Source organism: Enterocloster sp. OA13, assembly GCF_022440595.1.
In the GTDB taxonomy this organism is placed as follows: domain Bacteria; phylum Bacillota; class Clostridia; order Lachnospirales; family Lachnospiraceae; genus Enterocloster; species Enterocloster hominis.
On record NZ_JAKNTF010000001.1, the window covers coordinates 5,872,064 to 5,884,956 of the forward strand.

The 12,893-nt window shown below is 49.6% G+C and carries 11 protein-coding genes; 2 read left to right on the plus strand and 9 right to left on the minus strand.

All coding sequences use genetic code 11. The features are described 5' to 3' along the window. Positions 1–5: 5 nt before the first annotated feature. The 5 genes from MCJ35_RS26235 to abc-f all read right to left on the minus strand — a co-directional run bounded on the left by MCJ35_RS26235 (position 6) and on the right by abc-f (position 5,875). Complete coding sequence (locus tag MCJ35_RS26235) at positions 6–1,367, minus strand: TRAP transporter large permease subunit (protein WP_025484481.1); 1,362 nt, start codon at positions 1,365–1,367, stop codon at positions 6–8. 102 nt (positions 1,368–1,469) lie between these two features. Beyond that, positions 1,470–1,793 (minus strand): DUF4387 domain-containing protein, encoded by a 324-nt coding sequence (locus tag MCJ35_RS26240; RefSeq protein WP_008723558.1) that lies wholly within the window; start codon positions 1,791–1,793, stop codon positions 1,470–1,472. Positions 1,794–1,808: 15 nt separating this feature from the next. Continuing rightward, positions 1,809–3,179, minus strand: coding sequence for an acyclic terpene utilization AtuA family protein (locus tag MCJ35_RS26245; RefSeq protein ID WP_025484478.1), 1,371 nt, complete (start codon positions 3,177–3,179; stop codon positions 1,809–1,811). A 368-nt stretch (positions 3,180–3,547) separates the two neighbouring features. Continuing rightward, the gene (locus tag MCJ35_RS26250; RefSeq protein WP_008723562.1) at positions 3,548–4,276 is read right to left on the minus strand and encodes a GntR family transcriptional regulator; all 729 of its coding nucleotides are present in this window, start codon (positions 4,274–4,276) and stop codon (positions 3,548–3,550) included. A gap of 168 nt (positions 4,277–4,444) precedes the next feature. After that, a complete protein-coding gene (gene abc-f / locus MCJ35_RS26255) occupies positions 4,445–5,875 on the minus strand; it encodes a ribosomal protection-like ABC-F family protein (protein ID WP_240299702.1) in 1,431 nt (476 codons plus the stop codon). A gap of 610 nt (positions 5,876–6,485) precedes the next feature. Here abc-f and MCJ35_RS26260 point away from each other — a divergent pair. Further along, positions 6,486–7,892 carry a PhoH family protein gene (locus MCJ35_RS26260; protein WP_008723566.1) on the plus strand — a complete coding sequence of 469 codons (1,407 nt, stop codon included), beginning with the start codon at positions 6,486–6,488 and terminating at the stop codon, positions 7,890–7,892. A 169-nt stretch (positions 7,893–8,061) separates the two neighbouring features. Beyond that, complete coding sequence (locus MCJ35_RS26265) at positions 8,062–8,478, plus strand: hypothetical protein (protein WP_025484473.1); 417 nt, start codon at positions 8,062–8,064, stop codon at positions 8,476–8,478. A 138-nt stretch (positions 8,479–8,616) separates the two neighbouring features. On the opposite strand, the gene MCJ35_RS26270 is transcribed toward MCJ35_RS26265, so the two are convergent. The 4 genes from MCJ35_RS26270 to MCJ35_RS26285 form a co-directional block, all read right to left on the minus strand. Further along, positions 8,617–9,525: a dihydrodipicolinate synthase family protein gene (locus tag MCJ35_RS26270; RefSeq protein WP_025484472.1), complete on the minus strand. Its 909-nt coding sequence runs from the start codon at positions 9,523–9,525 to the stop codon at positions 8,617–8,619. 43 nt (positions 9,526–9,568) lie between these two features. Then, positions 9,569–10,348 (minus strand): sugar phosphate isomerase/epimerase family protein, encoded by a 780-nt coding sequence (locus MCJ35_RS26275; protein ID WP_025484471.1) that lies wholly within the window; start codon positions 10,346–10,348, stop codon positions 9,569–9,571. 11 nt (positions 10,349–10,359) lie between these two features. Beyond that, positions 10,360–11,367 (minus strand): zinc-dependent alcohol dehydrogenase, encoded by a 1,008-nt coding sequence (locus MCJ35_RS26280; protein WP_162158531.1) that lies wholly within the window; start codon positions 11,365–11,367, stop codon positions 10,360–10,362. A 71-nt stretch (positions 11,368–11,438) separates the two neighbouring features. Continuing rightward, positions 11,439–12,443 carry a LacI family DNA-binding transcriptional regulator gene (locus tag MCJ35_RS26285; protein WP_008723574.1) on the minus strand — a complete coding sequence of 335 codons (1,005 nt, stop codon included), beginning with the start codon at positions 12,441–12,443 and terminating at the stop codon, positions 11,439–11,441. Positions 12,444–12,893: the final 450 nt, after the last annotated feature.

Consider the following 12,893-nt stretch of genomic DNA (forward strand, 5'->3'; position numbering starts at 1 on the left):
ACCTCCTATACAACCCACAGCGTGGGGATGATTCCGATGAGGAAAAGAACACTGAGCAGATAATGCAGGACACACCAGATAATGCAGTTCTGGGTGGTTTCCTTCATGGCCGAGCCTGAGATCCCCATGGCGGTATACATACACAGGGCCAGGGGAGGGGTCATGCCTTCCATTGCGCCGCAGATAACGGGAAGCAGGCCTGCAATCAGGAACGGGTTGGCGCCTGCGCCTGCCATGACAGAGACAATGGCAGTACCGAAGATGGCTACCTGGGAGGAGCCCGGAAGTATCATGCCCAGGACTGCGGTAAACAGCGGGATAATCAGGGCCAGGGGCACCAGTCCCAGTCCCCATCCGGATATCATGGCGCCGATGTTGGCCCCCACGTTAAGGGATTCAAACAGGTTGCTGATACAGTAGGCGAAAAAGATGGTGGCTGCAACCGGAACAATGGACTTGGTTCCCTTCTGGAGAAGGGCTGCAATCTGTTTTGGCCCCACCTTCATGTTCCTTCGGATGATGAACAGGGCATACACTGCCGCGATGCCGGGGGTAAAGAGCAGTACGCAGCCGGACAGGGCGGATGCCCCGGCAGAGGTGAGACGGCTGGTAAAGAAATTATCTTTTAACAGGGCATCCAGAAGGAAGGGGAGGAGGATGACCACGGGTATCATCATGGAGCGCCATCCTCTTCGCATGGCGTCACCGAATTTTGGCACCTGGCTGGCAGGCAGGGCCTGGATCTTGTGGTATTTACAGAAGAAAAAGATGGTCAGCGCGCGCTGGATGATGAACCAGAGGGATATGCCCCACATAAGCAGCCAGAACTGGGACATTGCGTACTTCTCATCCCCGTACAGGGTTGTCAGGATGCCAAAGGAAGCCACGATGATGCCGGAAGGCGGAATCATGTTTCCCATGGTGCTGGACGCCATACAGATATTGGAGGCCAGGTAATCGGGAAAGCCGCTTTGTTTCATGGAAGGGATGGTGAAGACCCCGGTGGCAGCTACATTGCCCGCAGCGCTGCCGGACAGGGCGCCCATGAAACTGGACACAAGAAGCGCCACATAACCGGTGCCGCCTTTAATGCGTCCAAAGATGGACAGGACTACTTCCACACAGGCATCGATTACTTTGGTCCCTGTAAATATCTGTGCCACGACCATGAAGGCTACAATGGCGTAAAACAGGGTGTTGGTGGATGTCTTGTATACAAATTCCCATGCATGGCTCCACTGGTTGGTCATGGCCAGCATGACAATGAAGCCGGCCAGCATCCCTTCATAAATCGGACGTTTCAGGACGATAAAGAAGATGCAGATGGTGATTAGCAGCGCGGCCAGGTAGACAAGCTCGATTGGCATTGCTTTCCTCCTCTCTTATTTTAAAAATTGCCGGTTGTCACCAGTTATTTATACAATACAGAACCTGGTACAGCCGGCAACTACTCAGAATTTATGCAGCCTTTACTCCACGGGGATTTCTACGTCCAGCAGAGGCGGATACTGTTGGCAGCCAAATATGTCACCCTCCCCAAAGGAACCGGAGGGACGCAGACGGTTGATGGTGAATTTGATTGCGTAACCCGGGTCAAATTCCACGAAATCAGCAATACGGCTGTCCGGTATACCGAACAGTTCCGCCACGAATGCACGGTTGAGCACACCGCTTTTTTTAACCAGTTCATAGTTTTCCGGGTCGCGGAAAATAATATCAAAGGTGATTCGGTCCGTACCGGCATTCTTGCTGCGGATTGTTTTTGCCAAATCAACAAGTTTCATTGTCTTCATAGTTTCGTCCTCCTTTTATTCACCGATTTCAATCATGGAAACAGGGAACAGCTCCAACGGGTCATCCACTTCCACGGTATGGTCCATGGTCCAGGTATAGGCATCGGAAATCTTGGTAACTTCATCCAGGATAAATGCAGCAGTTCCCGCGGTTCCCTTAACCTCAGGCAGCCTTGCGTAGAAAATCTGGCGCATGCCGATCAGGGTGACTTCCTGTGCCAGGGCATCGTCATCCGCAACGCCTTCCACTACGATTAACAGTTCATGGGACTTGGTTTCCTTAATTGGTTCCATGTCGCCCATGACGCCGTTCTTACCGAAAATCCGGTAGCTGAGCTCATATTTATCATCGGGATGGCGCTCTGCAACCTGGGATTTGGCCCAGTCGATTACCTTGTCAATGTTCTTGATTGTATATGGGTCGCGCACGCCTGCAAGTCCCATGTAGCGCTTTCCTATGTAGCCGGAACCTTCCAGTTTTACCTTAACCCTTCCTTCAATTGGTATGAACTTCGGATTGGTGATACGGCAGGTCTTTTCGTCAAACTGTTCATATGCGCATTCGCTCATATCCAGGCAGCCTCCGGCCACATATTCATAATACGGGTTGGTCCGCTCATACATCGCATGTCCTGCCACGGAAGCAACGGTACAGCGCTGGAACGGTGCCATGGCGGTAACCTTCACATCATCCTTCGTGATGGTTCCGATAACGGATTCCTTGGCGCCGTAAGGCTCGCAGCAGAAGGATGCGCACTCCAGGACCTTGCCTGTGTAATATGCGATGTTCTCCGGGAAGCCTTCATAGATAGCGGCTGATGCAAAGACGCAGGCATCACTGGTACGTCCGCCGATGATGACATCCGCCCCCATCTCCAGGGCTTTGATGAATGGATGCACCCCGGATACGGCCACAATCCTGGTGGTGGCGTCCAGCTCCTCCATGGTCAGGTCGGTACGGCTGTTCAGGCCTTCGATTGTCTCACCGGCCAGCATCTTCCTGCGGAGATATTCCTTATCCACTTCAGAATAAAAATAAGCCAGTTTGAACTTCTTTAAATTATGCTTCTTCGCCATGTCGCGGATCATCTCAACATACATATCCACACGGCTGTTGGTTCCGGTATCGCCTGCGGAGCCGATGATCATGGGCACACCCTGTTCGCGTGAAGCCAGCAGCATTAATTCCAGGTCATGATACTGCCAGTCCGGATGGCTGGCGCATTTGTCCATGCCCAGAGGCACCGGGCCGATATCGTCACTGCCGGAATCACAGCAGTAATAGTCTGGTTTTGTTTCTGCACCGATGTAAAAACTTCCTTCCTTTGTGGGGGCAAAGCCCAAATGTCCATTTGGGGAAATAATTCTCAGAGTGTCCTTTCCCATGGTAATCCTCCTTTAAGATGTGTTGTTGATATAACTTGTTATTACAAGATATACCAAGAATAGCACACAAAAATGGTGATGTCAAGATGGATATTTGTATTTAAATACTTGGGAGTGCCAATTTTTCAAGTATAAAATTGTGATATATGCACAAATGATATGACAAGTCTGGTGTTTTATATCCAACTTGTAATATCGAAAACAGGGCTTGAAGGGTTGCGCAAGGTTATGGGGAAATTAAAAAGGGGCATTATTGCAGGTAGTTGTATATGATTATGCTATATTCATAGAAAAAGGGCCGTATCCACGATTTTGGATACGGCTGATTGTTTCATACAGGATATGTAATTTTCAATTATGACCCCGTCCTATAGCTGCCGCTGCAGATGGAAGGAATATATATCGGACCGGTAATATCCCAGTTTATACTCCATGGCAGAGCCGTCCGCGGCATAATAAACGGATTCCAATACAATCAGTGCCTTATCCTTGGGCAGCTCCAGCACTTGTGCCAGCCCGGAATCAGCATTAACAGCGCCGATGCTCTGTTCCACCCGGAACATATCCACGCCAATCCTGGCATACAGGTCATAGGTTGAAAATGCGTTGCCGGATTGTTCTGCATCCTTGGCGGCCTGCCACATACGCTGCCCTATGTCCGGGGGGAAGAAGGAACGGTAATATACAACCGGCGTGTGGGTGGCGTATCCAATCAGGTTCAGGTTGGATACAGTCCCGCCCAGACGGCTTTGGGCTGCTTCATCCTGGAACTCAGGGGAAAATGACTGGATGCACGTATGGCCCTTCAGTCCTTTCTGCTGCAGTACCCGGCTGAAGCTGATGATTTTGTTCAGTTCGTGGTTAATGGCAGGCGGCTTTACAAAGGTGCCTTTCCCGTGGACGGAAAATGCCATGTCCTGCTGTATCAGCAGGTTCAGGGCCTGGCGTACCGTGATACGGCTTACATCATACTGCTGGCACAAGGTACTCTCGGAAGGCAGCTTGTCTCCAGGATTGTATTCGCCCTGCTGAATGGCCTCTGACAGCTGCCTTGATATCTGGAGGTACATTGGAACACTTGAATTATGGTTAATCATGATTGTGACCTTCTTTTTCAAAAATCTCAGATTATCATAACATGTCATGATCTTTTGTACAAGCTGATTTTTTAAACCACAGCTCCCATGACGCCAGGAGTACGCCGCAGACAATGATGACATACTGAATCCATGCCCGGTCACCCGGCGGGCCGGATGAGGGCGGCCCTATCTGTGGACAGGCGCCACTGTCCCATCCTCCACCCGGAATACCGCATCGGCCAGGTGTTCCACCAGGGTCCTGTCATGGCTGACAGCCAGAAGCGTGCCGTCATAGCTTTCCAGCAGACGCTCCAGTCCCTCCATGGTATACACGTCCATATGGTTGGTGGGTTCATCCAGGATTATGAAATTACAGCCCGACACCAGTACCTTGGCCAGGGCTGTCTTCACCCGCTCCCCGCCCGAAAGCACGCTGACGGCTTTAAACATGTCATCCCTGCTCATGTAAAGGTTGGATAACACGGCCCTGCATATATGCTGGGGATAGACCGCGTCCGCGGTTATATTTTCCAGTACGGTCTTTCGTGGGTCCAGGGTGTCCTGGTCCTGGGAAAAGTAGCTGACCCGGGCTTCTGAGGTGATGAATGTGCCCGGGGCATGTTCAAGGAGGGCCTTGATCAGGGTGGACTTGCCTGCCCCGTTGGTTCCTGTAAGGAAGGTCCGCTTCCCGGATTCCACGTAGAGGGTGGCATGATCCAGGACATAGTTGTCACCGTAGTTCACAGTCAGTTCCCTGACCGTGGCCGCATATCTGGCGCGGATGCGTCCTGCATCCGGCAGCTTCATGGATACATGGGGAAGCTCGGCCGGTTTTTCCTTTTTCTCCAGATGTTCCAGCCTGCTGATGACGGCTGCCTTGTTGCTTTGGACGTGACCCTGCTGTACGGAAGCAATGCCTTTGTAGAGCATCCATTCGCTGCTGCCCATGCGCTTTGGCGGCTTTGCCATTGTCTGGCCTTTCCGCTGTAGGGCATCCGCGGCTTTTTCCAGGTGCCGTTTTTCTTTCTGGTACTGTTCATACTCAAACTGCTGGAAATTCCGTTCCCTGTTTTTCTGCTGGCTCCAGTCTGAATAATTGCCGTCAAATACCCGTATTTTTCCGTCCTCCAGTTCCCAGATCTTGTTGCATACCCGGTCCAGCAGTGTACGGTCATGGGATATCATAAGAATGGCGCCCCGGTAACCGGCCATCATCTTTTCCAGCATTTCCACACCGTCCACGTCCAGGTTCGTAGTGGGTTCATCTGCAAAGAGCAGGGGAGCATGTCTGGAAAATGCAGATGCAATGGCAAGGCGCGTCCGCTCGCCCCCGCTCTTAACCGCGCTTTCCCGAAGCTTCATCTGGCTGATGAAGCGTCCGTCCGGCTCACCGTCCGGATCCCCTGACTGCAGGATTTCCGCAATTTCACAGTTTCGCCTGATAGTCCCTTCATCGCAGGCAATCCTGCCTGTCAATACCCCGAACAGGGTGGATTTGCCTGCGCCGTTGCGGCCGATAAGGCCAATCCTTTCCCCGTCCTCAATTTCCAGTTTTTCAATATCCAGTACGGTCTGGATGCCGTACTCCTTCTTAATGTCCTGTGCATTTAATAACAAAAAAATCCCTCCTAAACGCACTTCGTTCAGAAGGAATCCAGATTCTGGGCAATACCGTGGGTGAAACCCGGGACAACGCCGCGACATACCGGTACCGCAGTATGGAAACGCTGCAAAAAGTAAATGTACCAGGTTAAATATATATAGGGTGTCCGGATTACGGTCCTGTATAAAATATGGCCCTCTGAAACAATGATTCCCAATGACTGAACGAAATGATGAAAATGCATAAGAATAAATGCCTGTCTTACCACGGCCTGTCTTGCCATGGAAGCACAGAATCATATCCATGCTGTCATTTGCTGCTGTTCAATCATTTAATAATCATATTTCAGTTAGCCACCTTTCTGCTGTTGGAATCGCCGCATGCACACAGCACCGCGGCAATTCCGATTATAGGGGAAGTAAGGATGGATGTCAAGAGGGGAATTTTAAATGCTGCGCCGCGGGAAGTTCAAATGCTGCGCCGTGATGCGCAGATATTTTACAGTCCTTTTACAGGGCAGTGGTGACATGGATTCCTGATATCCGTTACAATTGGTCCATAAGACGTCATATCCTGCGGATGCAGGCCCATGTGCCTTATAAATAACGGGAAGGAGTCCTGTCAATGATTAAAACCTATGTAATAGACACCAATGTGCTGATACAGGCCCCCTATGCGGTCAACTGCTTTGAGGATAACCAGATTGTACTGCCTGTGGCAGTGCTGGAGGAACTGGATAATCTGAAAAAAGCCGATGGGGAAAGAGGCGCCAATGCGCGCAAGGCCATAAGGATCCTGGAGGAACTTCGCCGGAACGGGAATCTGCTGGCCGGGGTAGGACTGGAAAGCGGCGGGAGCCTGCGGGTGGAGAAGAACTTTGTGGATGTGACGCTCCCGCCGGATCTGCCGGATGACAAGATGGATAACCGGATACTGAAGGTGTGCAGGGGGCTTGCGGGGCAGCTGGGGGCGGATAATCGGGCTGATGACATACATCAGGCCCGGCAGGTGATTCTTGTGACCAAGGATATCCTGCTTCGGATTAAGGCACAGATAATCGGGATACGGGCAGAAGATTTTATTACGGAACAGGTATCGGACAGGGACGGGCAATACACAGGGCGGACAGAGGTGTATGCGCCCGAGGAAAGTTTTAAGGATTTCAAGAAAAGGGGAATCCCGGTCAGCGCCGTTTATATGGCGGACCAGGACGGCCACTGCAGCACGCCCAGTCTATGGGAAAACCAGTTCATCATGATAAAGGCAGACCAGTCCTCCAGGAAAACGGTTCTGGGACGTGTGCAGGGGGAGCGGATTGTGGCCCTGGATTATAAGAAAAGCAAGCCTTATGGCGTTGCTCCCAGGAATTCCGGCCAGTATTTCCTCCAGGAAGCCCTGATGCAGCCTGCGGAACAGGCGCCGCTTGTCATTGTAAAGGGGATGGCTGGCACGGCCAAGACATTTTATACCTTGGCGGTGGGCCTTGAAAAACTTCTTAACAACCCAACGGGCGAATACCGGAGAATCATCATCAGCCGTCCCAATGCCCAGTTCGATACGGATATCGGTTTCCTGCCGGGGGATGAGCAGGAGAAGATATCACCGCTGATGCGGCCCGTCATTGACAATTTGGAGCAGCTGATTGATTCCTGCGAGGAAAAAAGGTATGAGAATGAAACCGAGCTAAAGGGCAAGGTGGATGAAATCTTTGACAGGGGATTAATCCAGGCAGAGGCCCTTAACTTCATAAGGGGGCGTTCCATTGTCCGGACCTATCTGATCATCGATGAGGCCCAGAACATGACCCCTGCCCAGGTCAAAGGCATCATTACCCGCGCAGGCAAAGGCACTAAGATCATCCTGTTAGGCGACCCCAACCAGATTGACCGGAATTTCCTGGATGAGCGCACCAACGGGCTTAGTTATGCGGCTGAACATATGAAGGGCAGCACGCTGTGCTGGCAGATTACCCTGACCGCAGATGAATGCGAGCGTTCCCTGCTGGCCATGGATGCGGTCAAGCGGATGTAGGGGACAGCTGTCTTAAAAGCCGGTGCCTGTTTTCTAAAATTACCATTAAGAATCACGTCCTTACATTGATTTATGTACTGATTTGGGTTATAGTTACAGTCATGTAGAACTGTCCATGGTATACACAAGAAGGCATGGAACAGGAAGACGTGAAAGGAAATGGATGAGGATGAACCGTTTTAGGGAAAGATTTCAGCGCTTTATGATTGGCAGGTATGGAATGGATCAGTTGGGGCAGTTCATGGTGACAGCGGCGCTGGTGCTGATAGTCATCAATCTATTGATTAGGGCAGCTCTGCCGTCCATGATACTTGATGCTTTGGAATTGGCTCTTCTTATTGGGATGTACTTGCGTATGTTTTCAAAGAACATCGGAAAACGTTATCAGGAAAACCAGGCGTATATGGGGATGCGTTTTTATATTACGGAATATTGGCGCAAACTGAAGTTCCGGTTCAGTAAGGGACGCAGGTACCGTATATTCAAGTGCCCTAAGTGCAGTCAGAAAATCCGTATTCCAAGAGGGCATGGGAAGGTGAGCATACATTGTCCTAAGTGCGGGACGGATTTTGTTAAGAAGACATGAAATGACATCGGAATCTTATGGGCAGGGAAGCGTACCGCCGCAGGTACGCGGTCCCTGCCTTATTTCTTTCCCATACCGCAGCAGGATATAGCCTCCCCGCCCGGATTCCACCCATAATCACCTTATCATCCGCATCCCTTAGATCCCTACAATTTCCCTATAATGGTTTTCTTTCAAAGCAGCCATCAGTATTGCTTCATCGCTGGCAGACAATGCCTCCATCGGGGCACGCATCTTAGAAGTCCGTATGATTCCTTCCTCGCGCAGTACAACTTTATAAGCAGATATATTGTTTTTTGCGCACAGGATGCCGTTCAGTATATTGGTCCTTCGTTGGAGACGGATGCAAAGGTCTTTGTCATTGGCCTGTATTGCCTTCCAAAGGGCGGCGTAATGCTCGGGGATTACCATGGAATTGCCGGAAACGGTTCCGTCACCCCCTACGGCACATACGGCATGGAAGAGGTGGTCGGGACCTACCAGGACGGAGAACGTCCCTTTGTTAACCAGCATGAACTTTTGGATTAAGGTCATATCAGGAAAACTATATTTAATGCCGATTACATTCTTACAGCGGGATGCAATTTCCTGCGCCACATTTTCATTGATGTCATTCACGGAATTCTGAGGTATCCCGTACAGATATACTGGAAAATCATCAGGGACGCTGTGGGCGACTGTAGTGTAGAAATCCACCAATCCCTGGTCTGACAGCTTAAAGTAGGAGGGGGTCACTACACCGATGCCGTCTGCGCCCGCCTTGACGGCGTGTCCGGCCAGATTCAAAGTATCCTTCAACGTCATGGCCCCGGCATGGGCGAATACAGGAATACGCCCTGCTGTTTTGCGGATGACTGTTTCCAGGATGGCCTTACGTTCATCTACGGAAAGAAGAAGCATTTCGCCTGTGGTACCGCAAGGGTAGATACATTGAAGTCCGCCCTGTATTACATGTTCTGTAAGGTTTTCCAGGGATTCCAGGTCCACATGGTCCTGATTATCAAACGGTGTGATGATGGGAACAACAGTACCAAATAATTTATTCATGATTAATTCCCTTTCTTAATGTGTGGACTGTGACGGTTCCGCATCAGGAACCGCAGTCTTTTAAAAATCTAAGGCTTTTTGCTGCCTCTGTCAAATAATCATCATAATCGGTTGCTTCGACGGCCATGATGCCCTGATAGCCCGCTTTATGCAGCGCCCTAAAATATGGCTTATAGTTAAAACCATCGCCATTCAGGGGAAACTTCCTCCGTTTTCCCAAGGGATAGTCAATATGGGCATGCCGTATGGAGGAGGCATATCTTCCGATGGCATCCAAATCATCACCGGAAGCCAGCATATGGCGCAGGTCACACATAACGTGGCAATTTTCCACACCTGTCTTTTGGGCAAATGTCACGGCTTCTTCTATCGTGTTCATGTAGTTGGAATTGGCAGGCCCCAAGGGTTCCACGGCAAGGACGATATCATATTTATCCAGAATCAGACATATCTCCCGCACCAGGCTGATTACCGTCCCGCAGGCACCTTCCCTGTCATTACAATGCTCCGGGATACTTCTGCACCTGCCCGCGCCAAACGGTACCAGCTGGGCCCCTAAAAGAGAGATACGGCTGGCCGCCTTTTCCACATGTTCAAGCCAGTATGACCTGGAAAAATCTTCTGAATGGAAACGTTCTGTCAGAGGTATCAGGCCGGAAAATACTTCAAAGCTTAATGTGGATGCGTCGGCCTTCTCCAGAAGGCGCTTGAATGCGTCATCAGGCAAGGCATTTATTTCACATATATCCAGTTCTGCGGTATCAAAACCAGCCTGTTCAATTAGTGGTATATGGCGTATGAAGCCGAAACACCCGAATCTCATGGTCATCCCCCTTACAGGTAAGCTGGCCACCTTAGTATGATGCCCAGTGAATCCTTATCCCAGCTGAGAAGGCGTTCATACATCTTCTCGGCATCCGTCCAGGGAACCATGTCCGTAATCAGGGGTTCAACCGTTACGGTTCCCCGTTTAATCAGGTTCAGGAAACAGGTGGTATCATCCTCATAGGTCCAGAAGTGGGGATAGGACTGCTTTTCAGGTACAGAGAAAACAGCATGGGCGCCAATCAAGGTAATGGACTTTTTCTGGATATGGGTATAAAAATTAAAATCAGTTATTCCACGGGGACAGCCGATGATGGAAACACGGGCATAATCAGCGGCGGATGCACATGCCTCGCTCATGACTTCCGGAAATCCTGTACTTTCCAGTACCACATCAGGTCCTTTTGAACCGAGTACAGGGGCTAAAAGTCCGTTCAGGGAGGTGCCGGAATTATTAAATGCATAATCTGCGCCGCAGGCTTTGGCGATGTCCAGCCTTTTCTCAATCCGGTCAACGCCAATGGCCGGAAGGGCGCCGGAGGCTTTGGCAAATTGGAGGGCAAGCTGTCCCACAATCCCCAGTCCGATGACCAGTACGCTCTCACCCAATTCAATCCGGGCTTTTCTCACACCCTGCATGGAAGTCTGGCCAAGGCCTGAGAACGCAGCATATTCAAAGGGGACGCCATCGGGAATCCGGGCAACCCTGCTGGCCGTTACATTTCCGATTTCCCTGTGTCCGACATCCACTGCAAAACATGCAACCCGGTCCCCAACTGAGAATCCGGTCACATTACTTCCGGTCTTTTCAATGATACCGGCACAGCAATAGCCGGGCACATAAGGAAATTCCTGGTTTGAGTTAGGAAGCGCAAGAATATGGGCGCGCTCTGTCCCTGGACTGATCATGGTAGCAGCCATGCGGACCTGTACCTCATCACTTTTCGGGTCTGTTATATCTACATCCATCATGCGGACTTCGCCCTTTGATACGGCAACAATACCTTTACATTTCATGGAAAATACCTCCTGGATGATACCGGATGTGCCTGTATGGCAGTACATCGGCACCATATGCATAAGTAAGATTATTTGTGGCGGTTTACGCCGCTGCTTTCACGGATTACCAGCTCATAGTCCAAAATATCCTTAAGGGAATCTAAGGGAGCCCCATTCATGAGCTTAAATAACTTTTCAAAGGCTGTCTGTCCTATAAGGAATTTAGGCTGGCGGATCGTGGTAAGAGCGGGTTCAAATATTGAGGAGAATTCTATATCGTCAAATCCGACCACTGAAAAATCGTCCGGTACCTTTAATCCTGCATTCTTTAAGGCTTTCAGGGCTCCAATGGCCATGGTATCGCCCGCGGCAAATACAGCTGAGATTGGTTTCCCTAATTCCAGGAGATTATTCATCTGCCTGTATCCGCCTTCTATACTTGGCTCATCATAACAGACCAGCTCCAAATCAATGGGCAGGCCATGTTCTGCCAGAGCGGATATATAACCATTAAACCGGTCCCTGTACAGCAGTGCTGTGGGGTGGCTTGTCAAATGGGCGATATGGGTATGGCCCTGTTCAATCAGGTATTCAACAATCTTCTTAGCCGCGCTGATATTGTCAATGGTGACATTGGGCATGTCGGAATTGTCCAGGTATTGGCACGCGACGACAATGGGGTATGCATTGGCAACTTTGTCCATCAGGCTTTTCGCAATATTGGCTGACAGTGAAATGACGCCATCCACCTGCTTCTGTAAAAGGGCATTAAAGTAATAGGTTTCCACGTCGGGCCTGTTATTCATGTTGGCAATCAGTATCTGATAACCGTACTTCGTGGCAGTGTCCTGAATCCCAAAGAGGATTTCGTGGAAAAAGGAGTTGCCGATGTCAGGTACGATAACGATTACAGTCTTTGTGGACTGCTGGCGCATCTGACGTGCAAGGGCGTTTGGCTGATAGTTTAACTCCCTGATTACCTTTAAAACCAAATCCTTCGTGTCTTTTTTTACATTAGCCTCGTCCCTTACCACTCTTGATACGGTGGCAATGGAGACTCCTGCAGCCTTAGCAACATCTTTTACAGTAACCAAAATGTATCCCCCCTTAGTATATTGGAGTATGGTCAGTAATGAACGAATTGAAATGTAAACGTTATCAATATCCATAAACCCTTTAAGGAGAGCATAGCAGACCCAAAGGAAAATGTCAATATGTAAAGAAAAAGAGTGGGGGCATAATAAATACATGGCATTAAATTAAGGTATGTATTTTGAAAAAGAAATGAAAATTGTCAATAATACACAAAAACAAATAACAAAATATAGATAAAAGTGACATAATACTTACTATTGATTTTGCAATAGCGGTATGATATAGTAAAATATGAAATGTAAACGTATTCATAAAAATATCAATACTCTTGTGGGAAAATGAACCGGAAGGGGGTGGATAAAGCATAATAATGAGAAAATAACAATAAATATGTGGAAATCCATCAAAAATAACAGCTTGGATATTTGGTTTTGGATGTAAAATGTAAA